The sequence below is a fragment of the Nocardia sp. NPDC051900 genome (assembly GCF_044452545.1).
Lineage (GTDB): Bacteria > Actinomycetota > Actinomycetes > Mycobacteriales > Mycobacteriaceae > Nocardia > Nocardia sichangensis.
Genome location: NZ_JBITBU010000002.1, coordinates 175,172 through 198,290, shown reverse-complemented (window position 1 = coordinate 198,290; position 23,119 = coordinate 175,172). Strand labels below are relative to the sequence as shown.

General features: G+C 69.6%; 22 protein-coding genes. 12 read left to right on the top strand and 10 right to left on the bottom strand.

Features of this window, described 5'->3' with window-relative positions; all coding sequences use genetic code 11:
• Nucleotides 1–207: 207 nt before the first annotated feature.
• The 4 genes from ACIA5H_RS03625 to ACIA5H_RS03610 all read left to right on the top strand — a co-directional run bounded on the left by ACIA5H_RS03625 (nt 208) and on the right by ACIA5H_RS03610 (nt 4,410).
• Nucleotides 208–609 (top strand): cytidine deaminase, encoded by a 402-nt coding sequence (locus ACIA5H_RS03625; protein WP_379252080.1) that lies wholly within the window; start codon nt 208–210, stop codon nt 607–609.
• 198 nt (nt 610–807) lie between these two features.
• Nucleotides 808–2,097 (top strand): thymidine phosphorylase, encoded by a 1,290-nt coding sequence (locus ACIA5H_RS03620; RefSeq protein WP_397073689.1) that lies wholly within the window; start codon nt 808–810, stop codon nt 2,095–2,097.
• Between the two features lie 451 nt (nt 2,098–2,548).
• Entirely contained in the window at nt 2,549–3,646 is a 1,098-nt protein-coding gene (locus ACIA5H_RS03615; protein ID WP_355079094.1) for an adenosine deaminase, read from the top strand.
• 107 nt (nt 3,647–3,753) lie between these two features.
• Entirely contained in the window at nt 3,754–4,410 is a 657-nt protein-coding gene (locus ACIA5H_RS03610) for a hypothetical protein (RefSeq protein ID WP_397073687.1), read from the top strand.
• Here ACIA5H_RS03610 and ACIA5H_RS03605 read toward each other — a convergent pair whose 3' ends face one another.
• Genes ACIA5H_RS03605 through ACIA5H_RS03585 form a run of 5 tightly spaced genes read right to left on the bottom strand, consistent with a single transcriptional unit; the run spans nt 4,411 to nt 7,819 of the window.
• Entirely contained in the window at nt 4,411–5,673 is a 1,263-nt protein-coding gene (locus tag ACIA5H_RS03605; RefSeq protein ID WP_397073685.1) for a primosomal protein, read from the bottom strand. It lies immediately after the preceding gene.
• Nucleotides 5,674–5,699: 26 nt separating this feature from the next.
• Nucleotides 5,700–6,047, bottom strand: a complete 348-nt coding sequence (locus tag ACIA5H_RS03600; RefSeq protein WP_355079100.1) for a YbaB/EbfC family nucleoid-associated protein — start codon at nt 6,045–6,047, stop codon at nt 5,700–5,702.
• The gene (locus ACIA5H_RS03595) at nt 6,044–6,385 is read right to left on the bottom strand and encodes a hypothetical protein (protein WP_067803443.1); all 342 of its coding nucleotides are present in this window, start codon (nt 6,383–6,385) and stop codon (nt 6,044–6,046) included. Before ACIA5H_RS03595 ends, ACIA5H_RS03600 begins: the two co-directional genes overlap by 4 nt.
• Nucleotides 6,382–7,494 (bottom strand): C40 family peptidase, encoded by a 1,113-nt coding sequence (locus ACIA5H_RS03590; RefSeq protein ID WP_397073682.1) that lies wholly within the window; start codon nt 7,492–7,494, stop codon nt 6,382–6,384. The genes ACIA5H_RS03595 and ACIA5H_RS03590 overlap by 4 nt, the downstream gene beginning before the upstream one ends.
• A gap of 4 nt (nt 7,495–7,498) precedes the next feature.
• Entirely contained in the window at nt 7,499–7,819 is a 321-nt protein-coding gene (locus tag ACIA5H_RS03585; RefSeq protein ID WP_355079104.1) for a hypothetical protein, read from the bottom strand.
• A gap of 145 nt (nt 7,820–7,964) precedes the next feature.
• Here ACIA5H_RS03585 and upp point away from each other — a divergent pair, with 145 nt between their 5' ends.
• Complete coding sequence (gene upp, locus ACIA5H_RS03580) at nt 7,965–8,588, top strand: uracil phosphoribosyltransferase (RefSeq protein WP_355079106.1); 624 nt, start codon at nt 7,965–7,967, stop codon at nt 8,586–8,588.
• Nucleotides 8,589–8,599: 11 nt separating this feature from the next.
• Here the strand turns inward: upp and ACIA5H_RS03575 are convergent, their stop codons facing one another.
• Together ACIA5H_RS03575 and ACIA5H_RS03570 are read right to left on the bottom strand one after the other, a co-directional pair.
• Nucleotides 8,600–10,096 carry a phospho-sugar mutase gene (locus ACIA5H_RS03575; protein ID WP_356964651.1) on the bottom strand — a complete coding sequence of 499 codons (1,497 nt, stop codon included), beginning with the start codon at nt 10,094–10,096 and terminating at the stop codon, nt 8,600–8,602.
• Nucleotides 10,097–10,876 (bottom strand): purine-nucleoside phosphorylase, encoded by a 780-nt coding sequence (locus tag ACIA5H_RS03570; RefSeq protein WP_355079110.1) that lies wholly within the window; start codon nt 10,874–10,876, stop codon nt 10,097–10,099.
• 506 nt (nt 10,877–11,382) lie between these two features.
• Between ACIA5H_RS03570 and ACIA5H_RS03565 the strand changes: the two genes are divergently transcribed.
• The 3 genes from ACIA5H_RS03565 (at nt 11,383) to ACIA5H_RS03555 (ending at nt 14,701) form a co-directional block, all read left to right on the top strand.
• Nucleotides 11,383–12,087 (top strand): enoyl-CoA hydratase-related protein, encoded by a 705-nt coding sequence (locus ACIA5H_RS03565; protein ID WP_355081354.1) that lies wholly within the window; start codon nt 11,383–11,385, stop codon nt 12,085–12,087.
• Nucleotides 12,088–12,194: 107 nt separating this feature from the next.
• Nucleotides 12,195–13,436, top strand: a complete 1,242-nt coding sequence (locus ACIA5H_RS03560; RefSeq protein ID WP_356964648.1) for a M20 family metallopeptidase — start codon at nt 12,195–12,197, stop codon at nt 13,434–13,436.
• Nucleotides 13,437–13,552: 116 nt separating this feature from the next.
• Nucleotides 13,553–14,701 (top strand): M20 family metallopeptidase, encoded by a 1,149-nt coding sequence (locus ACIA5H_RS03555; protein ID WP_397073986.1) that lies wholly within the window; start codon nt 13,553–13,555, stop codon nt 14,699–14,701.
• 221 nt (nt 14,702–14,922) lie between these two features.
• Here ACIA5H_RS03555 and ACIA5H_RS03550 read toward each other — a convergent pair whose 3' ends face one another.
• Complete coding sequence (locus ACIA5H_RS03550; RefSeq protein WP_195088143.1) at nt 14,923–15,396, bottom strand: gamma-glutamylcyclotransferase; 474 nt, start codon at nt 15,394–15,396, stop codon at nt 14,923–14,925.
• A gap of 174 nt (nt 15,397–15,570) precedes the next feature.
• Between ACIA5H_RS03550 and ACIA5H_RS03545 the strand changes: the two genes are divergently transcribed.
• From ACIA5H_RS03545 to ACIA5H_RS03535, 3 genes are all read left to right on the top strand, one after another.
• Complete coding sequence (locus ACIA5H_RS03545; protein ID WP_379252088.1) at nt 15,571–16,974, top strand: NAD(P)H-quinone dehydrogenase; 1,404 nt, start codon at nt 15,571–15,573, stop codon at nt 16,972–16,974.
• Between the two features lie 464 nt (nt 16,975–17,438).
• Nucleotides 17,439–18,332: a hypothetical protein gene (locus ACIA5H_RS03540; RefSeq protein WP_355081360.1), complete on the top strand. Its 894-nt coding sequence runs from the start codon at nt 17,439–17,441 to the stop codon at nt 18,330–18,332.
• Between the two features lie 71 nt (nt 18,333–18,403).
• Nucleotides 18,404–19,426 (top strand): hypothetical protein, encoded by a 1,023-nt coding sequence (locus ACIA5H_RS03535; RefSeq protein WP_379252089.1) that lies wholly within the window; start codon nt 18,404–18,406, stop codon nt 19,424–19,426.
• A gap of 125 nt (nt 19,427–19,551) precedes the next feature.
• Here ACIA5H_RS03535 and ACIA5H_RS03530 read toward each other — a convergent pair whose 3' ends face one another.
• Entirely contained in the window at nt 19,552–19,797 is a 246-nt protein-coding gene (locus ACIA5H_RS03530; protein ID WP_397073677.1) for a hypothetical protein, read from the bottom strand.
• A 287-nt stretch (nt 19,798–20,084) separates the two neighbouring features.
• On the opposite strand from ACIA5H_RS03530, the gene ACIA5H_RS03525 reads away from it, so the two are divergent.
• Nucleotides 20,085–21,263, top strand: coding sequence for a PLP-dependent aminotransferase family protein (locus ACIA5H_RS03525; RefSeq protein ID WP_379252090.1), 1,179 nt, complete (start codon nt 20,085–20,087; stop codon nt 21,261–21,263).
• A 201-nt stretch (nt 21,264–21,464) separates the two neighbouring features.
• Here the strand turns inward: ACIA5H_RS03525 and glpK are convergent, their stop codons facing one another.
• On the bottom strand, nt 21,465–22,964 hold the full coding sequence (glpK, locus tag ACIA5H_RS03520; RefSeq protein WP_397073674.1) for a glycerol kinase GlpK: 1,500 nt from the start codon (nt 22,962–22,964) through the stop codon (nt 21,465–21,467).
• Nucleotides 22,965–23,119 lie beyond the last annotated feature (155 nt).

Below are 23,119 nucleotides of genomic sequence, written 5' to 3'. Positions count from 1 at the left end.
ATGCCCAGGTGGCTGTACTCCGGCCCGTCGCAGGGAACCTGAACCGATCTGTTCTGGACTCTAATCCTCCAGCAATCCCGGAACTAATTCGGCGTACCGTGCGTTGCGCGACACCGGATCGGGTTAGGCTTACCTTTCTTGATGGGTGCGGGGTTCCGTCGTGGTCCTTGCGCGGCCGTGATCGGCTCGGTCCCGAAGGGGTTCTCTGTGTCGGAAATCGACTGGAAATTATTGCGCGACAACGCTTTTCAAGTCATGCACAACGCCTATGCACCGTACTCGCGGTTTCCGGTCGGCGCCGCGGCTCTCAGTGCCGATGGCCGAACAGTGAGCGGTTGCAATGTGGAAAATGTCTCATACGGTTTGGGCCTGTGTGCCGAATGCGTACTCATCGGTAACTTGATTTCGGGGGGTGGGGGGCGTCTTCGGGCCATCTCCGTCACCGATTCTCGCGGCGAAATCCTGATGCCCTGCGGGCGCTGCCGCCAACTGCTCCACGAGCACGGTGGAGGCGATCTCCTTGTTGATCACAAGGCCGGGCCCGTGCCGTTGCGCACGCTGCTGCCGGACGCGTTCGGCCCCGACGACTTGGACGCGGGGCAGGTCTAGGCGAGCACCTCGGCGACGCTGCCGGTGTCGCCCGGCTCGCGACCGCCGGTCATACCGATTCGTGTGCGTCTGCCCTCGTAGATCGTTGCGGATCCGCGATGATCTCGGCTTCGGCGCGCCCGGAGACCTGCAGCGCTGCGGGTGGCGTCCCATCGGCGAGAACTCGGCTGCGCGCAGGCCCATGCCACACTGTCGATCGTGACGGCACTGGACGCGGTTTCGATCATCACGACCAAGCGCGACGGCGGTGAGCTGTCGGACGCGCAGATCGACTGGGTGGTCGACGGCTTCACCCGCGGCGCGGTGGCCGACGAGCAGATGTCGGCGCTGGCCATGGCGATCGTCTGGCGCGGGATGACCCGGCGCGAGACGGCGCGGTGGACCGCCGCGATGATCGCGTCCGGGCGGCGCATGGACCTCACCGGTCTGCCGCGCCCGACCGTGGACAAGCACTCGACCGGCGGCGTGGGTGACAAGATCACGCTGCCGCTGGCGCCGCTGGTCGCGGCGTGCGGCGCGGCGGTGCCGCAGCTGTCCGGGCGCGGTCTCGGTCATACCGGCGGCACCCTGGACAAGCTGGAATCCATCCCCGGCTGGCAGGCGGACGTGCCCGCGTCGCGGATGCGAGATCTCCTGACCGATCCGGCCATCGGCGCGGTGATCTGCGCGGCAGGCGCCGACCTCGCGCCCGCGGACCGACGGCTCTACGCCTTGCGCGACGTCACCGGCACGGTCGAATCGATCCCGCTGATCGCCAGCTCCATCATGAGCAAGAAGATCGCCGAGGGCACCGCGGCGCTGTTGCTGGACGTCAAGGTCGGCTCCGGCGCGTTCCTGAAGACCCTCGACGGGGCGCGCGAGCTGGCGACCGCGATGGTCGAACTCGGCGACGACGCGGGTGTGCGGACGGTCGCGTTGCTCACCGCCATGGACACCCCGCTCGGCCGCACCGCGGGCAATGCCATGGAAGTCGCCGAATCGGTGGAGGTGCTCGCGGGCGGCGGTCCCGCCGACGTCGTCGAGCTGACCATCGCCTTGGCTCGCGAGATGGTCGCGCTGGCCGGGCTCGATGCCGACCCCGCCGACGCGCTGGCTGACGGCAGAGCAATGGATCATTGGCGGGCGATGATTCGCGCCCAGGGCGGCGACCCGGACGCGAAGCTGCCCACCGCGAAACACACCGAGACGGTGCGCGCCGACGCAGAAGGCGTCCTGACCAGGCTCGATGCGCTGGGTGTCGGCATCGCCGCCTGGCGTCTCGGGGCGGGCCGGGCACGTCAGGGCGATCCTGTTCAGTTCGGCGCGGGCATCGAAATGCACGCCAAGCCCGGCGATGCCGTGACAGCGGGACAGCCGCTGCTCACTCTGCACACCGATACTCCCGAGGCGTTCCCCGGCGCTATGGAAGCTCTGCGCGACGCCGTCACCATCGGAACCGATGCCGCGCCCATTCGGGGCCCGCTGGTTCTCGATCGCATCATGTCCTGAGCTGTCCGCGGTGCCCCCCGGGCCTGACCAATGGGCGGTCGAGGGGTCGTTCCCCGTCTCGTGGGCTTAGGGTCACAACTCGGCGGAAATGTCGATGCTCGTCTCGGCGCCCACACCGGTCCAGCGGCTCACCTGCTTGCTTGCTCCACACGTCCCGCCCCGGCCGGGCCTCCGCCGTACTCGACCGTTCGGCCTCTGTACGGGTGAGCATCACCAGGCTCCCGATCCGGAATCAGCGCACATACGCGCTTGCGGTCTACGGGCCCTGCGCCGGTGGCCAGTCCGAGGGGCTGCGGTACTCCGGCCTGTCGTGGGCCGCACACGTGACGCGCGGGTGACGCAGAACCGATCGGTGTCCGGTTGTGGACCGGGCAGCATCCGGCGGGCAACGAGATGGTTGTTACGGCCGAAGTCGGCTGCCGTTTCGGCCCGCTGCGGCTACCGTCGATACATGACTGGACCGATGCCTCTGACCCTCGCCTCGATCCGCCAAGCGCCCAAAGCGCTGCTGCACGACCACCTCGACGGTGGCCTGCGGCCCGCGACGGTGCTCGACCTCGCCGCCCAGTGCGGCTACGAGGATCTACCCGCCGACGACGAGGCGTCGCTGGCGGCCTGGTTCCGCGACGCGGCCGACAGCGGATCGCTGGAACGGTACCTGGAGACCTTCGCGCATACCGTCGCCGTGATGCAGACCCCCGAGGGCCTGCGCCGGGTCGCCCGCGAATGCGCCGAGGACCTCGCCGCCGACGGCGTGGTGTACGCGGAGGTGCGTTTCGCCCCCGAACAACACTTGGAGCGCGGTCTCACGCTGGACGAGGTGGTCGAGCACACGCTGACCGGGTTCCGCGAAGGCGAGGCGGCCGCCGCCGAGGACGGACACCCGATCGTGGTGACCTGTCTGCTCACGGCGATGCGGCACGCCGCGCGCTCCCGGGAGATCGCGGAGCTGGCGGTGCGCTTCCGCGATCGCGGAGTGGGCGGTTTCGACATCGCCGGCGCGGAGGCCGGTTACCCGCCGAGCAGGCACCTGGACGCGTTCGAATACATGCGCGCCAACAGCGCGCACTTCACCATCCACGCGGGCGAGGCCTTCGGTCTGCCGTCCATCCACGAGGCGCTCGCGTTCTGCGGCTGCGACCGGCTCGGCCACGGCGTGCGGATCACCGACGACATCACCGTGCCCGGCGCGGTCGAGGACGCACAGCTCGGGCTGGTCGCCAACTATGTCCGCGACCTGCGCATCCCGCTGGAGCTGTGTCCGTCGTCGAACGTGCAGACCGGCGCGGTGCCCTCGCTGGACAAGCACCCCTTCGACCTGCTGGCCCGCCTGCGTTTCCGCGTCACGGTCAACACCGACAACCGGCTGATGAGCGACACCAGCATGAGCCAGGAGATGCTCAAACTGGTCGAGACGTTCGGCTACGGCTGGAGCGACCTGGAACGGTTCACCATCAATGCCATGAAGTCGGCGTTCATCCCGTTCCCCGAGCGGTTGCGGATCATCGACGACATCATCAAGCCCGGATACGCGGTCCTCATCGGGTAGCGCTGTTCATAGGACGGAATGCGGGCGCGCACGAGGGTAGGCGGCGCCGGATCACCGCGCGGCAGCGAGGTTCCACAGTCGGCAACCGGTTCGCTAGCGTGGCGATCATGGCGACTTTGCGCATCCCCCGCCGATTCAACGGACCGCCCGACTCCGGCAACGGTGGCTACGTGGCCGGTCTGCTCGCCGACCGGCGCCCCGAGCAGGCCGTCACCGTGGTACTGCGCAGTCCGCCGCCCCTGGAGACGCCGCTCGACGTGCGGGACGAACGGCTCTACGACGGGGACAGACTGATCGCCGAGTCGAAGGGCGGCGAACTCGAACGCGACGCACCGCGCCATGTCGCGTTCGACGACGCGGTGGAGGCGACACGCAGCTACACGAGCATCGAGATGTTCGCTTCCTGCTTCGTCTGTGGCAGCTGCCGGGCGGACGGTCTGCGCATCGAACCCGGCAGGCTCGATGAGAACCGAGTGGCCGCGCCGTGGGTGCCCGACGCCACCGTGCCGCTGGGGCCGCCGCTGCTGTGGGCCGCGATGGACTGCCCTGGCGGCTGGTCGCTGCCCGGCATGCTCGAACGTCCCGCGCTGCTCGGCTCGATGACCGCCACGGTGCACGGCATCCCGCACGTCGACGAGCGCTGCGTCGTGGTGGGCGAGTTCCACGGCGAGCAGGGCCGCAAATGCTTCGCCTCGACCGCGGTCTACAGCTCCGACGGACGCCTGCTCGGGCAGGCCGAGCAGGTCTGGATCCGCTTGACCTGATTACTGCTTGTCGAGCCGGGACTCCAGGTTGCGTTCCAGTTCCCGCCAGGCCTGGGACTCGGCGGCGAACGGCGGGTTGGGCGCCAGCCGGGTGGGGTCGGGGTTCAGCAGGTAGGAGACATACCAGCCCAGCGGGGTGGACTGGGCCAGGGCTTGTTCCACCGTGTCGTCGTCGGCGTAGTCGGCGGCGTCGGTGAACAGTTCGACCGCCAGGTCCAGCTGCTCGATGTCGACCGCCTCCGGGCCTTCGGCCAGGTCCTCGGCCAAGCCGGGCAGCACGTAGACGTTCTCGTCGGTGACTTCGACCTCCAGCGAGCCGTCCACCGCCGCGGTCTGCACATCGGCGAAGGTGCTCACGCGGGACAGATCGTGCTCGTGGTCGTCGGCGAGGTAGCGGGCCAGCGCCCGTTCGGAGGAGAACACGGTGATCGAGCCCTTGGAGCCGAGGAAGATCGGCTCGTCGTCGAGGTAACAGCGCAGCGTGAAGACACTGCCCTCGGACGTGATGATCTTGACCGGGTCGATGCCGACCTCGTGCCAGAACGACTCGTCCTCGTCGTCTTCCTCGTCCTCGTCGTCTTCCTCTTCGTCGAGGTCGACGGGCTCGAACTCCTCGTCCTCGTCGCTGTCGGCCGCGTCGTCGGCGTCGACCACGTTCTCCTCGGCGGCCAGCAGTTCGGCCTCGGCGACCGCGACCGCCTCGGCGTCGACCTCGGGCGTCCGCACCACGGAGTCGATGGCGTCCAGAACGTCGTCCCAGCCCTTGGCGATGGCCGCGCCGATCTGGTCCCACAGCTCCTCGCCGTCGCGACCGACGAACGCGCTCACGCCGCCGGGCAGCGCGCCGAGCACCGGATGCGAGCCGAAGAACTTGGTCACCCTCTCCAGTTCGCACACCTCGCCGATGTTGCGGACCATGCCGAGCGTGTCCTCCAGCTCGGCGACGGTGTCGACGTCGGGCTCGCCCGCCGCCAGCTCCGGCACCGCGACCAGGTCGAAGGAGAAGTTCTCCTCCGGCTCCAGTTCGACCGCCGACAGACCCGCGATGACCTTCCAGGCCGGATGGTCCACCAGGTCGTTGTCGGCGTTGGTGCGGATGAATGCGGCCAGCTCCGCCACGGACTCGAAACCGTAGAGGGCGTCCTCGTGACCGAGGAACGCCTCCCACTCGTCGTCACCGTCTCGCCAGCGCGGTGCCCACAAGGTGACGAGATCGCCGTCGGTCAGGCCGAGCTCGATCGGGACGATGTCTCCAGAAGCCATGTGCGGAAGCCTATCGACCTTCCGCGTCAGGCACTATCCGGCCCGCCCCCATTCGTCCCCGCGGGCGGCTCCGCCGCGGGGACGAACGACTCGTTCAGTGTCGCAACGACCTTGGACCGCTGTGCGCCGGCGTCCTCGGCGGCCTGTCTGCACGCCCAGACGATCAACTGTCCGACCTCCGCGGGCGGCAGCGAGGTGACCGATTCCGCCAAGGTCAGGCCGACCAGCGCGCCATCGCTGTTCACCTCGACGCTCACCGCGCCGTCCTCCGAGGTGAACCGCCCTCGTACCTGCTTCAGTCCGTACAGCGCGGCTTCCAGCGCCTCCAGTTTCTGGGTGGCCGACGTGACCAGGGCGTCCATTTCCGCACTCATACCGGCCTCATCCAGCTCGTCGGTCCCGTGTCCGCGTCGTCGATCCGGTCCAGCTCGTCCACCGCCTGCTGGCGGGTGGGCAGGCCGAGCCGGTCGAGGATGTCCGAGGGCATGCCCGCCTCGGCGAGCAGTTCGCGCCGCCGCGCCCGCGCCGCGATGGCGGAACGCTGGGTGAGCCGCAGGATCTCGTTCGCGAGCGACTGTGCGCCGTAGCGGTATTCGCTGCGCTCGAACTTGATCTCCACCGGCATGCCCTGGTCGGTGGCGCGCACCGAGATGGTGCCCGACCGGTTGCTGCTGGCCGCGACCGTGACATTCGGGACTTGGGGTCGGGTCATGCCGTCGGCCTGTAGAAGCCGTGGAAGTCCATGCCTGAGTTCTCCGTTCGAATCGAGCTGATCTGGACCGGGTCACCCGCCTCGACGAACTGCCCGTTGCCGATCACCATGGCCACGTGGCCGTCCCAGATCGCGAGGTCGCCTGGCATCAGGTCACCGGCCGACACCGGTGTGGCCCCGTTGCCCTGGTCGGCCGCGAGCCGGGGCAGGTCGACGCCCGCCTCGCCGTAGGCGTATTTGGTGAGCCCGCTGCAGTCCAATCCGGCGCCCGGGCTGTTGCCGCCCCAGACGTAGGGCGTGCCGACGGCGCCGATCGCCGACCGGACCGCTGTGGCGGCCTGTTCGTTGGGGGCCTCCACGACGCTGCCGTCGGGCAGCGTGATCTTCACGCCCTTGCCGTCGTCGGGCGCCCCCGACGAACCGGTGTCCGGCCGGGGCGTACCCGACGACGTGCCGGGCGTGCCACTGGAACTGCGCGAGGACAGCGACTGCAGTGGTGTGGCCATCACGGTGCTCAGTAACGACCCCGCACCGTTGAGCACGCCGGACGCGGCGGACGCTGCTTGCTGCACGCCGGCGGCGGGCACACCGGCGAGCGACGTGGTGGGCGGCGGCGGGGTCAGATCGTTCATCGACGCGGTGTGCGTCTGCAATTCGTTCTGCACCCGGCCGACGACGTTGAGCGCCTGGTTGAGGTGGTCGATCGCCGAACCGACGAGCACCGTCAGACCCTCCGGCGTCGCCAGGACCGGACCCATGCTCGCCGCGGTGTTCACGAACGACCGCGCGATGTCGGCGAGTTCCTTCTGACCTGTCTCGACCTCGCCCGCGGCCTGGTTCACGACCGTGGCCATGTCGTTGCCGCGATCGGAGATGGTGGCGGCGGTGGTCTGCACGCGCAGCGCTTTCGCGGTGGCCGCGTCGGCGGCGCGGCCGTCCCACGCGGCGTTCATCTCGTTGATGCTGTCGCGGCCCATCTGATGGATCTGGTCGACCACGGTAGAGGTGCTGCGCAGCGCGTCGGTGGGACCGCCCGCTGGCAGCACACCGCTGCCGAAGCTGGCGAGCAGGTCCAGGATCGGCTGGGCCAGTGCGTTGACATCGATCACGCGCTCACTCCAGCTCGGTGGCCGCGCTCCGCAGCGCTCCGGCGTGGGCGGCGTCGGTTTCGGTGAGGACGGCCGCGGACCCGGTGGCCGCGCCGCCCATGCTGGTCAGCACCGCCGACAGCTGCCCGATCGAGGCCACGTGCCCGGCGTGCGCCGCGGCGTAGGCCGCCATGAAGTCACCGCCGATCAACCCCATGATCGGGCCGAGCAACGCGGGCTCGGCCGCCGCCGCGCTCACCCCCGCCGCCGCCATCTCACCGGCCATGACGTGCGCGGTCGCACCGTAGGCCGCGATGCCTTCGGTGTCCGCCGACATCTTTCGCATCAGAGCTTCCCCCATCTGTTGTTCCCAGGCAGAGTACGTCATCCACTTGGTTCGACGCGCGCTGTTCCGTTTCGGTTCCGCCGCTTCGGAAAAAAAGTCCGGTGGCGTCCGGCGGGGCGTCCGCGACCGACCTTATCGTTCCCTCATGCGCACCCACACCGTGGACCATCCACTCGTCGCCGCCCTGATCACCACCATGCGGGACGAGCGAACACCGAATCCGGCTTTCCGTGCCGCACTGCGTGATCTGACCGGAATCCTGATCTACGAGGCGCTGCGCGACGCGGAGGTGGAGCGCTTCGAGATCGTCACCCCGGTCGCTCCCACCGAAGGCGTCCGGCTGGCCCACCCGCCGCTGCTGGTTCCGGTGCTGCGCGCCGGACTCGGCATGGTCGACGCGGCCGCCGAGCTGATCCCGGACGCCAGAATCGGATTCGTCGGTCTCGCCCGCGACGAGGACACGCACCTGCCGGTGCCCTACATGGAATCACTGCCCGCGGATCTGGCCGGCCTGCCGGTCTTCGTGCTCGACCCGATGCTGGCCACGGGCGGCTCGATGCGGCACACCCTGGAGCTGCTCGCGGCACGCGGCGCCACCGACATCACCGCGGTGTGCGTCGTCGCTGCTCCGGAAGGCATTGCGACCCTGGCGGATTCGGGCCTGCCGGTGCGGCTGGTCACCGCCGTCGTCGACGCGGGCCTGAACGAGAACGCCTATATCGTGCCCGGTCTCGGCGACGCGGGCGACAGGCAATTCGGCCCGCGCTGAACCTCTGCGGGTCAGAATTTCCGGCAGAAGTCGCGCAGCGCCGAGAGGCGTTCGCGTGCGGCGGCTCGCGCGGCCGGAAGATCGGCGCGCGAGCCGACCGGTTCGACCACCTCCAGATAACACTTGAGCTTCGGCTCGGTGCCGGAAGGGCGCACGACCACGCGGGACGAAACACCTTGGAAGATCAGCGCGTCGGTGCGCATCCGGCCACGTACGCGGAGCTGATCGGTGTACTCCACCGGCTCGCCCGCGATCTCGTGCGGCGGATCCGTCCGCAACCGCTCGACCGCGGCGGCGGCCGCTGCGGCCGAGGCGAGTCGCAACGACACCTGATCGCCCGCGTGCAGGCCGAATTCCACCGCGTAGTCGTCGAGTTCGTCGTTCAGGTCGCGGCCCGCGGCCTTCAACCGGGCCACCAGGTCGGCGGCCAGCACGGCCGCGGAGATGCCGTCCTTGTCCCGGACCGCCGCCGGGTCGACGCAGTGGCCGATCGCCTCCTCGTAGGCGTACACCAAGCCGTCACCCGCCCGAGCCAGCCATTTGAATCCCGTGAGCGTTTCCGCGTAGCGGCCGCCGCGCGCGGGCGCCAGCTTCGACAGCAGCCGCGAGGACACGATGGTCGTCGCCACCAGCGCATCGTCCGGGGCGGTGCGCAGCACGCAGTCGCCGAGGAGCACGCCGGTCTCGTCGCCGCGCAGCATCCGCCAGCCACCGTCCGGCCGCGGGACGCCGACCGCGCACCGGTCGGCATCCGGATCGAGCGCGATCGCCACGTCGGCGCCGACTCGTGCCGCCGTCGCGAGCAGCAGATCGGTCGCGCCGGGTTCCTCCGGGTTCGGGAACGCGACGGTGGGGAAGTCGGGGTCCGGCCGGAACTGGTCATCGACCACATGGACATCGGGAAAACCCGCCGCGCGGAGCGCTTCGACAGCGAGTTCGCCGCCGACGCCGTGCAGCGGAGTGAGCGCGATCCGGATTCCGGCGCGCGCGCCGGATCCGCCGATCCGGGCGGGCAGTCCGGCGACGCGGTGGAGATAACGCCGCACGAGGTCGTCGTCGGCGGGAGTGACCGGCACGCGGTCGATCGGCTCGGCGACCGCCTCGATGCAGCGCTCGATCTCGGCGTCGGCCGGGGCGATCAACTGCGACCCGCCGTCGAGGTAGACCTTGTAGCCGTTGTCGGTGGCCGGATTGTGCGAGGCGGTGATCTGCACGCCCGCGACCGCGCCCAACTCACGCACCGCGTACGCGACCACCGGCGTGGGCAGCGGACGCGGCAGCAGCGTCACCGGGAAGCCCGCGGCGGCGAAAATCTCCGCGGTCGCCGCGGCGAACTCGGCGGAACCATGCCTGGCGTCGCGGCCGACGACCACCGCGCCGCCCCCGAGGCAGCGATCACGCAACCACGCCACGAGGCCGGCGGTCGCCCGGCTCACCGTGGTGACATTCATGCCGTCGGGGCCGTCGCGCAGCGGCCCGCGCAGGCCTGCCGTGCCGAAGCGCAGCATCTACACCCGTTCCAGCACGCCGCGCAGCAGTTTGCCGAGGCGGGGCGCGGCGGCGTGGCCTTCGGCGAGCACCTCGGCATGGGACAGATGCGCGCCCGTGACCCCCGCGGCCAAGTTGGTGACCAGCGAGATGCCCAGCAGCCGCGCACCGAGCGCGCGGCAGGCGATGGCCTCGAGCACGGTGGACATGCCGACCAGATCAGCGCCGATGGTGCGCAACATCCTGATCTCGGCGGGCGTCTCGTACTGCGGCCCGGTGAGCCCCGCGTAGACGCCCTCGGCCAGGCTCGGGTCGATCTCCCTGGCCAGCGCCCGCAACTCCGGATCCCAGGCGTCGACCAGGTCGACGAAGGTCGCGCCTGCCAGCGGCGTGCGGCCGGTCAAGTTCAGATGGTCGCTGATCAGCACCGGCTCACCCACCCGGAGACCCGAGCGGATACCGCCCGCGGCGTTGGTCAGCACGATGATCTCCGCGCCGGCGGCCACGGCCGCCGACACCGGGTGCACCACATCGGCGGGCTGATACCCCTCGTAGAGATGCTGGCGGCCCATCAACAGCAGCACCGCGTTGTCGTCCACCTGGACGGAATGGATCATGCCGACATGGCCCTGCGCGGTCGGCTTCCCGAAACCGGGCAGCTCCGGCATCGACACCGACGCCCGCGGCGCCCCGATCTCCGCTGCCGCGTCCTGCCAGCCGGACCCCAGTACCACCGCGACCCGGTGGCGTGACACTCCCGTACGTTCGGCGATCGCCTCGGCGGCCTGTTCGGCAAGCATGATCGTCACGATAGTGGATTTCCAGCGCCTGCGGCGCTGGGCGTTCGCGGCCCTTTATGGCTCGCGTGTGCGCGACCGCCGCTTGCTCCTTCGTCGCGTACGCGGCGGCCGCGCACACGCGAGCCGGGCCGCGAACGGCGCATGCTCGGTCTCGCTGCGCTCGAAAGACGTGGTTGCGGTGTGCTGGGCGCGTCGGTGGCGGAGCTCGCTACTCAGTGCGCGCGGGTTTGTAGTGGGCTGGATGTCGGCTCGGCTGCGCCGCTTGCCCCTTCGTCGCGGACGCGGCGGCCGCGCACACGCGAGCCGGGCCGCGAAGAGCGTCTGCTCGGGGTTGCCTCGGTCTGCGCGAGTGGAGGCCACGCGGTGGGTGGGACGGTTGTCCGACGGACTGCTCGCTTTCCCGAAGGTCGGTCGGGTGGATACCTGCGAGGGGTCGATCGTCGCGGTCGGCGGTCGACTGCTACCCGTGAGTAGGGGATCGGGCGGGGCCCGTTACGCTGCACCGCATGCCGTATCTGGAACGCCAAGGGGAAGTGTTCGTCGTCTACCTCGGGTCCGAGGGCGAGACGGACAACGAGAACCGTTTCCACCCGGATTGGATCGACGCGTTCCACGGGCTGCTGGACGAGGTCGAGAGTTCCGTGGGGCCCGCCGCGCTGGTGACGACGGCGACCGGGAAGTTCTTCAGCAACGGTCTGGACACCGATTGGCTGTTCGGCAACCTGGACAAGATGCACGGCTACCTCGACCGTGTGCACTCGCTCTACACCCGCCTGCTCGCATTCCCGCTGCCGACCGTCGCCGCGATCAACGGCCATGCCTTCGGCGCGGGCGCCATGCTGGCCACCTCACACGATTTCCGGGTGATGCGCGCCGATCGCGGCTTCTACTGCCTGCCCGAGGTGCACCTGGGCATGCCGTTCACCATCGGGATGAACGCCCTGCTCACCGAGCGACTGAGCAACCAGGTCTGCGTGCAGGCGATGACCACCGGCCACCGCTACCCGGCCGACGAGGCGATCGCCGCGGGCATTGTGGACGGCAAGGCCGAAGCCGACGAGCTGCTCGCGACCGCCGTCCAGCGGGCGGCGTCGCTGGCCGGCAACCGCAGGCCCAACCTGCCGGTGATCAAGCGCGCCCTACACGCAAAAGCACTGGCCGGCCTCGCGGTACCGACCACTCCGGAAAACCTGGCCTTCGCCACGAACTGACCCGCCTGCACGGACAGCCCAGGTCCGCGCACACGCGAGCCACAAGGGGGCCGCGAACACGGCGCGCGAAAGCGCGGCAAATCGAACACAGTGCGAGACTGTGTTGCATGCCACCATCGCGCAGCGGGCGCCAGGAAGCGCAGCACGACGGCAACGCAGTCTGCGAGGTCGACGCCACCGCTCGCGGTGACGCCGCCATCCGCGCCGCGTCCGCCGAGCTGATCGCGCTCTCGCACGCGATTCACGACGAACCGGAGCTGGCGTTCGAGGAGACCCGCAGCGTCGCCAAGACGATCGCGCCGCTGGCCGAGCGCGGTTTCGAGATCGAGCTGGGCGTGGCCGAGCTGCCCACGGCCTTCCGCGCGCGCTACGGCAGCGGCGCGCTGACCGTCGGCATCTGCGCCGAATACGACGCGCTGCCCGAGATCGGCCACGCCTGCGGGCACAACGTCATCGCCGCCTCCGCGGTGGGCGCGGCGCTCGGTCTCGCCGAGGTCGCGGACGAACTGGATCTCACCGTGCTGGTGTTCGGCACACCGGCCGAGGAGAGCGGCGGCGGCAAGGTGCTCATGCTGGAACGCGGCGTGTTCGACGACGTCGCGATGGCGATGATGGTGCATCCGGGTCCGCTCGACATCGTCGGCGCCCGCTCGCTGGCTCTGGCCGACGTGTCGGTGGTTTTCCACGGGCGCGAGGCGCACGCAAGCGCGGCGCCGGAGCAGGGACGCAACGCGGGCGACGCAGTTACCGTCGCGCAGGTGGCCCTTGGGTTGCTGCGGCAACATCTCCTGCCCGGCCAGCAACTGCACGGTATAGTCGGCGACGGTGGCGTAGCTCCCAACATCGTGCCCGGACGTGCGGAACTGCTGTATTACCTACGCGCAGTCGACTCCGCATCCCTCGACGATCTGATGCGACGAGCGTCGGCTTGCTTCGAGGCGGGCGCCCTCGCGACCGGCTGCACCCACGAAATCCGGACGCTCGCGCCGACGTATACCGAGCTGACCCCGGATCCGGACTTGTTGCTCGTCTATCGCGAGCAGCTCACCGGATTGGGACGCGTGCCGCTCGCTCCGGAGTTCGAGGCGCAGCGGCCGCTGGGCAGCACCGATATGGGAAACGTCACCAATGTCATTCCGGGCATTCACCCGGTCATCGGCATTGATGCCGGTGGCGCGGTGACACATCAGCCAGGCTTCGCCGCGGCCAGCGTCAACGCCTCGGCGGATCGTGCGGTCCTCGACGGTGCGCTCGCGCTCACGCGTACCGCAATCACCGTCGCCCGCGATGACATCCATAGAGACAGGTTGTTGCAACGGCTAGTTCAACGACAGGAGGACATTCGGTGAGCACAACCGGCCGTTCTGCGGCGCCGGCGACGGGCCCGGCAGCGGGCATCCGTGTGGCCACGGAGGGCCCCGGCAGCTCCGCAGTGTCGGAAACCGGGGGATCAGGGCGGGAAGCGGTGGAGTCGTGGCTGGCCGATCACACGGTCGACCTCGTCCAGTGGCGCAGGCACATCCACGCCAACCCGGAACTGTCCCGTACCGAGTTCGGCACCACCGAGTTCGTCTCGGCGTGGCTGACCAAGGCGGGATTGACGCCGCAGGTACTGCCCGGCGGCACCGGCCTGATCTGTGACCTCGGACCGGACGGACCGCGGGTCGGCCTGCGCGCCGACATGGACGCGCTGCCGCTGCAGGAGTTCACCGGACTGCCCTTCGCGTCGACGGTCCCCGGCGTGTCGCACGCGTGCGGCCACGACGCGCACACCACCATCCTGCTCGGCACGGCGCTGGCGCTGGCCGAGGTGCCGGAGCTGCCGGTCGGCGTGCGGCTGGTCTTCCAGCCCGCCGAGGAGGTCATGCCGGGAGGCGCGATCGACGTGGTCGCCGCCGGCGCGATGACCGGGGTGGAGCGCATCTTCGCGTTGCACTGCGACCCGCGCTTGGAGGTCGGCCGGATCGGCATCCGCGTCGGCGCGATCACCTCCGCCGCCGACACCATCGAGCTGGTGCTCGACTCGCCCGGCGGCCATACCTCGCGCCCGCACCTGACCAGCGACCTGGTCTACGCCATCGGCTCGGTCATCACGGGCCTGCCCGGCCTGCTCAGCCGCCGTATCGACCCGCGCACCAGCACCGTGATGGTGTGGGGCGCGGTGAGCGCGGGGAAGGCGCCGAACGCCATTCCGCAGACCGGCATGCTCACCGGCACCATCCGCACCGGAGACCACGCGACCTGGTCGTTGCTGGAGCCGATGGTGCGGGAGATCGTCGACGGCCTGCTCGCCCCGACCGGCGTGCGCTACCAGCTGAACTACCGGCGCGGCGTGCCGCCCGTGGTCAACGACGAGCACTCCACCCGCATCTTCGAGGACGCCATTCGCGCACTCGGCCCCGACGCGCTGGCCGACACTCCGCAGTCCGGCGGCGGCGAGGACTTCTCCTGGTATCTGGAGGAGGTGCCGGGCGCGATGGCGCGCCTGGGCGTCTGGTCCGGCGAAGGGGAGCAGCTGGATCTGCACCAGCCGACCTTCGACATCGACGAGCGGGCGCTCGCGGTCGGCGTCCGGGTGCTGAGCAACCTCGCGCTCGGCACGAGCTCTGTCTGACCTCCAGCGCCTTCGGCGCTGGGTGCTCGCGGCCCCTTGTGGCTCGCGTCCGAGCGGGCGAGACTCGCGCGTGCGGCGCATGCGCTTCGCCCCCTCGGACGCGAGCCGGGCCGCGAACGGTGCTCGATGGCCTCGCACCAGACGAGGCCGTGAGCGTGACAGTGGTCCGGCCCGACCGAGAGGGTACGGCCACACCGCGGGCATTGCGGCGTGACGCGCGGTCAGCCGAAGTTGCCGGGGCCGACGTTGCGGCTGTTGCGGGTGCGTAGAGCGTGCACGTAATCCTCTGGCGCACCGGCCTTTTCGGCGGCATCGGCGATCACGCCCAGGTAGCGGGCGGAGGGCAGGCCGCCCTCGTAGGCGTCCAGCACGTACAGCCAGGCCAGCGTGGGGTCGCCACCGTCGCCGTTGCGGGTCACGCGAAGGCGGATCTTCTTGTGGATGCCGAAGTCCGAGCCCTCCCAGCGGTCCAGCCGCTGCTCGTCCTCCGGGGACACGTCGTAGAGCACGACGAACACCCGGGAACCGGGATCCTCGACGACCGTCGCGAGAGGCCCTTCCCAGCCGATATCGTCACCGGCAAAGGTGAGCCGCCAGCCCTCCAACCAGCCCGTCCCGGACATGGGGGAGTGCGGACAGCGCTCGAGCATCTGCGTCGAGTCCATGTTGGACCCATAGGCGGCATAGATCGGCACCAGCAAAGGGTAGCCAATAACCTTCGCAGACCGCGTTCGATTGCCGCACCTGCGGCGCGCCGCCCGGCGGGGAACTGTTGCGCACCGGTAACGCGGTCGATAGTGCGAGGTGGTTGCCGGATAACGTTTACCCCGTGCCGGAGATCCCGGCGCGAAGCACGAGCGGAGGTATCAATGACCCGCATCGCGATCATCGGTGGCGGACCGGCCGGCTATGAGGCGGCCCTGGTAGCCGCCCAGCACGGAGCGTCGGTGACGCTGGTCGATTCCGACGGCATCGGCGGAGCGTGCGTGCTGTGGGACTGCGTTCCCTCCAAGACTTTCATCGCCTCGACCGGCGTGCGCACCGACCTGCGCCGCGCTCGCGATCTGGGCATCACACTGGACCCGGCCCAGGCGCACGTGCAGCTGTCCGAGGTGAACGCGCGCGTCAAGGCGCTGGCGCTGGCGCAGTCCTCCGACATCCGCTCGAAACTGCAGACCGTCGGGGTGACCGTGCTGGCCGGATACGGCGAGCTGATCGATCCGGGCAGCGGCCTGGCCGCGCACCGCGTGCTGGCCAAGCTGGCCGACGGCGCGCAGCAGATCATCGAGGCCGAGGTCGTGCTGATCGCGACCGGCGCGAGCCCGCGGGTGCTGCCGGGCGCGGAACCGGACGGCGAGCGGATCCTCAACTGGCGGCAGCTCTACGACCTCGAAGAACTGCCGGAGACCCTCGTGGTCGTCGGTTCCGGTGTGACTGGCGCGGAGTTCGTCTCGGCCTACACCGAGATGGGCGTGCGGGTGAAGCTGGTCTCCAGCCGCGACCGCGTGCTGCCCGGCGAGGACGCCGACGCGGCGCTCGTGCTGGAGGACGCGCTCGCCGAGCGCGGCGTCGAACTGGTCAAGCACGCGCGCGCCGACGCCGTCGAGCGCACCGCCGACGGCATCGTGGTCAAGCTTTCCGACGGGCGCACCGTGTCCGGCTCGCACGCGCTGATGACCGTCGGCTCGACACCGAACACCACGGGCCTCGGGCTGGAGAAAGTCGGCATCGAACTCGACCGCGGCGGCTATCTGCGGGTGGACCGCGTGTCGCGCACGTCGGTGCCGGGCGTCTACGCCGCAGGCGACTGCACCGGCCTGCTGCCGCTGGCCTCGGTGGCCGCGATGCAGGGACGCATCGCGATGTACCACGCGCTCGGGGAAGGCGTCAGCCCGGTCCGTCTGAAGACCGTTGCCTCCGCGGTGTTCACTCGGCCGGAGATCGCGACCGTCGGCGTCAGCCAGACCGCGATCGACAACGGTGAGGTGCCCGCGCGCACGGTGATGCTGCCGCTGAACACGAATCCGCGCGCCAAGATGTCCGGGCTGCGCCGCGGTTTCGTCAAGATCTTCTGCCGCCCCGCGACCGGCGTGGTGATCGGCGGTGTCGTCGTCGCGCCGATCGCCTCGGAACTGATCCTGCCGATCGCCCTTGCGGTGCAGAACAACCTGACGGTCAACGACCTGGCCCAGACCTTCTCGGTGTACCCGTCGCTCACCGGTTCGGTGACCGAGGCGGCGCGTTTGCTGATGCGACACGACGACCTGGACTGAGCTCGGTTCGGCGCATCCGGTGCCGTGTCCGATCCCGGACATCAGGCCCGGTGAACTCGGTGCGGGCGCGGGACGCGGGCGCTCTTGCCACCCTTGGCTATTCGCTGCGTTGCCCAATATGCGCACATGTGGTTCACTCTCGGCAGAGATGCGATCGAAGGACGGTCGCGGAGTTCGGTGTGGGGGGATGGGTCCTTTCCAAATCGGCACGACCGAACGGCCCGGGTCGTTCGACGGTCAGGCGTCTCACCCAGGGACAACTGAATGCGGCCTGCCGGGCCGCACCCGGGAAGGAAACGCGAAAAGTGAAACATCGTAAGCCGAGTCGGGCGCAGCGAGCGATGGCGAGCACCTCGTTGCCACTGGCCACAGCGGCTGCCGTGGCCACTCTCTTCGCTGCGCCGGCGGGGGCGGCTCCCAACGATCCGACCACTCCGCCGACGCCTGCTCCGACGCAGCCGGGCGTGAACGAGTCGCCGAGCACCCCGGAAACCACTGCGCCGGAGCCGGGCAAGCCGGAATCCAAGCAGGATCCGCAGAAGCCGGAGAGCAAGCCCACGCCGAGCCAGCCAGGCGTCACCACCCCGGAGTCGGATCATGCCGCGCCGGACCAGAAAGACCCCAAGCTGGCCAAGCCGACCCAGCCGGGCGTGACCCCGCCGCGCGTCGCGCCGCTGCCGGTTCCCGGTCAGCAGAAGCCGAGCGAGCCGCTGCCCGCGGTCGTGCCGGATCAGGCCGCGCCGCAGCCGGGCCAGCAGCAGGCCGCGCCGCAGCCCGGTCAGCAGGCCACTCCGCAGCTGGGTACGCAGAGCGACAACGACAACGCCCAGGCGCGGCAGCCGGAGAGCTCCACGCTGGTGCAGCCGCAGGCGCAGCCGCGCTGGCAGGCCCCGCGTATGGAGGCGGCCCCGGCGGCTCCGGTCGTGGAGATGACCGGCCCGCACGCGGAGATCGGCGCCAACATCGACGGCGGCACCGTCCTGCCGGGCCACGTGGCCAACACCCACCACTTCAGCAACGAGGCCGGTTACGTCGGCACCATCGGCTACCGCACGCCGACCGGCTCGGGTGAAGCGGGCGTCTCGGTGGAGTTCGTCGACAAGAACACGGTCAAGCTGACCACCTACACCGGTGGCGAGGGCCTGGCCGCGAACAACACCACCACGGTGTTCGACACCACCCAGCTGAACCAGGCCAAGGCCGCGGTGGAGGACTGGATCCGGGAGCAGCCGGGCGGATCGGCCGCCCTGGATGCCGCCGCACAGGTTAAGCTTCCGCTTCAGCCGGGCGATTTCGCTCCGCAGACCGCCGATGTGGGTGGTGTCACCACCCAGTGGGGTGGTTCACTCCAGTACTGACACGTGCTGTTTCGACGGGTGGGGCGGTCGTTCGCGGCCGCCCCGCTTGTGTGTCCGGGAAAGGATTGGGTGTGACCTCCGAGGGTGACGCGAGGGAGAACGAATCCGACCAGTCCGGTTCGGAGTTCGGTCCGCCGTTGGGGGAATTCGGGCCGCCGGTTTCCGAGTTCGGACCGCCCGTCTCGGAATTCGGTCCGCCTGTTTCGGAATTCGGTCCGCCGATGGGGGCCGACACCGGCCCGCGCTGGCAGGTGCCGCAGCAGCCGACCGATCACCCGGAACTGACTTGGCGGCCCGCGGGCGAGCCGGAAACGACACCCGCACTGCCGTCGCAGTTCCGCGCGCCGGATTCCACGGTTTACGCCGGACCTGCCTCCGCCACGCCCGAGCAGCCTTCTTCCGGCGTCGAGCGCTCGCAGCCCGAGGACGGCGAGCCGCAGGAATCCTGGTGGAACCAGCCGACCGCCGAGGGGGGCGTGCCGAAGCCTCCCGCGCCGTCCGAATCGGGTCTGTCCTGGGCCGAGGACCCGATCGCCATGCGGCTGGCGCTGCGCGTCCCCACGACACCGGCGCCCGCCCGGCGCAAGGGCTCCTCGACGCGGTGGATCGTGCTCGGTGCGGTCGCGGCGGTCGTGGCGCTGATCGCGCTGACCGTGACCATCGTGGTGACCAGCGGCAGCGATGAGGACCAGGACGGCACGGCGGCTTCGAGCGGCCCGAGCACCGCGGCGGTGGACTGCCCGACCCGCACCGAGGGCAAAGTCACCTTCGGCAATGGTTCGGGTGATACGAGCAGCGGGATCCGGGCGATTCTCGGCTTCGAGCATGCCTACTATTCCGAGCGCAGCGCCGCCCGCGCGCACACGTTCGTGGCGCCGGGCGCGAACGTCGAGCCACCCGCGGACCTGCAGAAAACCATCGATCAGCACATTCCGCATGGCACGGCCTATTGCCTGCGGATCGCGGAGATCACTCCCGATCGCTTCAACGTCGAGATCACCGAGCGCCATCCCGATGGCACCGAGGCCCAGTACTTCCCGGTGATCACGACGGTGACCCTGGACGGGCGGACCCTCATCTATCTGATCGATTGAGTCTGCTTCGCAGTAGGTCGGGCTACCGGGGTTCGCTCCAGCGATGAACGCGGTGCGTGGTGGAACGGGTGCGCCGCGGCCGCCGGTGTGCGCAAACCGCGCACGCCGCGGCCGCGGACGACGGATCAGCCGTCGTTGACGCCCGGCTGCAGGTAGTTCGTGACCTGCCACACGTACCCACCGCCGGAGCGCACGCAGCCGAGAACCGCTTTGCGCTGGACTCCGTTGCCCACGTCCACATAGTCCTGCGCCGTGGCTCCTGGAACCGTGCACTTCTGACCAGGCTGGGCGGCGTTCGCCGACGGCGCTGCAAAGGCCAGTACGCCGGTGGTCAATGCGCCGATAGCAAGCGCGGATGCGATGTGTTTCATGGCTTTTCGTTCCTTCGGTCAGATGATCCTTACGTGGATCTGGACGGCGGCGGCGCGAATACCGTTCCATCGAGTGATGCGGATCACTCCAGAGGTCGCTGTGCGTCGGGGCGGCTGCGGCGGGTGCATGTCGGGCAAGTGAGTCGGTCGGTCCAGTCGTGTTGCGTTCGACGGCCCGTTCCATGCCTCGGCGTATCTCACATAATGAGAATAGAATTTCATATTTTGGTAATCGATGTGAAACAGTGAGGGCAACGCGTACCGTGGCGTCCTTTTCCGGAGGTTTCATGACGGCGATCACTCCACCCCTGGCCCGGCGTCTCGAGGGCCTGACGAGTTCGGCGATTCGTGATCTGCTGAAGGTAGCCGCGCGCGACGACGTCATCAGCCTGGCCGGTGGCCTGCCCGACGAGCAATTGATGCCGCGAGACCGGATCGCGCAGGCGGCGGAGTCGGCGCTGGCGGACCGCGCGCGACTGCAGTACACCGAATCGGCCGGGTGGGGGCCGCTGCGTGACGTGCTCGCCGCACGGGAGACGCGGCGGCTGGGGCGGCCGGTGCCGCTCGAGGAGGTGTTCGTCACGCACGGTTCGCAGCAGGCGTTGTCGCTGCTCGCCGAGGTTTTGCTGGATCCGGGCGCGCTCGTCGTGGTCGAGGATCCGGCATACGTCGGCGCGTTGCAGGTGTTCCGGGCCGCCGGATCGCGCATCGTGACGGTCCCGCTCGACGCCGAAGGGATGCGGGTCGACGCGCTGGCCGAACTGCTCGGCCGTGGCGAGCGGCCCGCGGTGGTGCACACGGTGAGCAATTTCCACAATCCGCGCGGTGTCACCATGAGCCCGCGACGCCGGCAGGAACTCGCCGAGCTCGCCGACCGGTTCGGATTCTGGGTGATCGAGGACGATCCCTACGGCGAGCTGTGGTTCGACCGGCCGTCGCCGGAGCCGATCGCGACGTATTCACCCAACGTGATCCGGCTGTCGAGCGTGTCGAAGATTCTGGCGCCGACCTTGCGGGTGGGCTGGATGACCGCGCCGAACGCGGTGTGCAGGGGTGTGGAACTGCTGAAGCAGGGCGCGGACCTGTGCGGGTCGGCCCTGACCCAACAGATCGCCGCCGATCTGCTCGCCGATGCGGACTGGCTGACCGGGCAGGTCGAGGAGATCCGGCGGGTCTACGGTGCGCGGGCGCGTGTCCTGGTCGACGAGCTGCGCACCCGCTTCGGTGACCGTCTGGTGAGCACCGATGCGGCGGGCGGCATGTTCGTGTGGGTCGACTTCACCGATGGGACCGACGCCGTGGACTTGTTGCCCCGCGCCATCGATCTCGGCGTCGCCTACGTACCCGGCGAGGCATTCGCGGTGTCCGGCGGCCATCGGAATTCGATGCGTCTGTGCTTCACCACCTCCGACGTGGCGACGCTGCGTGAGGCGATCGAGCGCTTGGCGCGCGCGATAGGTGAATAGATCCGGGGACAACCACTTTCGATTGCCGCCGGATGGTTCGCGCGATTATGTCGCGGACGTGCGAGCGTAGTCGTCGTCTCGCTCGCGCGGGGCGTCGCTTGCCTCGCCCCTGCCGGGTAGGTGTTCGTCGGTGGCAGGTCTACTGTGACGACCGTGCCGCGCGACGCGTCGCGAGGTCGAGGAGCGTGCCCGGTCCGCCCGTCAGTCCACCCAGCCGTACGTGCGCTCGACCGCCTTGTTCCACGCGGCGAAGCGCTCGTCCCGTTCCGCCTCCGGCATGGTCGGGTGCCAAGTTTTGTCGGCGGTCCAGTTGTCGCGGATGTCGTCGGTTCCCGACCAGTAGCCGACGGCGAGCCCGGCCGCGTACGCCGCACCCAGCGCGGTGGTCTCGTTGACCACCGGGCGCACAACGGGCACGTCGAGGACGTCGGACTGGAACTGCATGAGCAGATCGTTGGCGACCATGCCGCCGTCGACCTTCAGCGTGGTCAGCTCCAGGCCGAGCCGCTGGGACTCGGCGTCCGCGCGCATCGCGTCGACCACCTCGCGGGTCTGGAACGCGGTGGATTCCAGCACCGCCCGCGCCAAGTGCGCTTTGGTGACGAAACGCGTGAGCCCGGCGATCACGCCGCGCGCGTCCGGACGCCAGCGGGGGGCGAACAGCCCGGAAAAGGCGGGCACGATGTAGGCGCCGCCGTTGTCGTCGACGCTACGGGCCAGCGGCTCGATCTCGTCGGCGGAGGAGATGATGCCGAGATTGTCGCGGAACCACTGCACCAGCGAACCGGTGACCGCGATGGAGCCCTCCAGGGCGTACACCGCGTCCGCGTCACCCAGTCGATAACACACCGTGGTGAGCAGGCCGTGTTTGCTGAACACCGGCGTGGTTCCGGTGTTCAGCAACATGAAATTGCCGGTGCCGTAGGTGTTCTTGGCCTCGCCGGGTGACAGGCACGCCTGGCCGAAGGTGGCGGCCTGCTGGTCGCCGAGGATGCCCGCGACCGGCACCCCGGCCAGTGGCCCGGAACCGATCGGCGCGTAGACCTCCGAGGAACTGCGCACCTGCGGCAGCATCGACTCCGGCACGCCGAACTCCCGGCAGATCGCCGAATCCCATTGCAACGAGCGCAGATCCAGCAGCATGGTACGGGAGGCATTGGTCACGTCGGTGATGTGTTCGCCGGTGAGTTTCCACAACACCCAGCTGTCGACGGTGCCGAAGCACAGCTCGCCCGCCTCCGCGCGCTCCCGCACGCCAGGCACGTTGTCCAGGATCCAGCGCAGCTTCGGCCCGGCGAAATAGGTGGACAGCGGCAGGCCGGTGCGCTCCTGGTAGCGGCCCGGTCCCGCGTCGCCGCCCAATTCGGCGTACAGCCGGTCGGTACGGGTGTCCTGCCAGACGATCGCGTTGTACACCGGACGACCGGTCGCGCGGTCCCACACCACGGTCGTCTCACGCTGATTGGTGACGCCGACCGCGGCGATGTCGTCCGCGCCGAGGCCGTTGCGCTCCAGAACGTCACCGAGGACGAATTCGGTATTGCGCCAGATGGTTTCGGGATCATGCTCGACCCAACCCGGCTGCGGGAAGATCTGCTCGTGCTCCCGCTGGGCGACGCCGACGACGCGCCCCTGCCGGTCGAAGACGATGCACCGACTCGAGGTCGTGCCCTGGTCGATGGCGGCCACATAGCGACGCATGCTGGCAGTGTATTTAACCGCGACTTCGTCGCGGCGTGTTCGCGGCCCCTAATGGCTCGCGTTTGCGCGACCGCCGCTTGCTCCTTCGTCGCGTACGCGGCGGCCCCGCGGACCGGCGGCGGGCCGCGGAGGGGGGCGGGAGGGGGTGGGGTTGG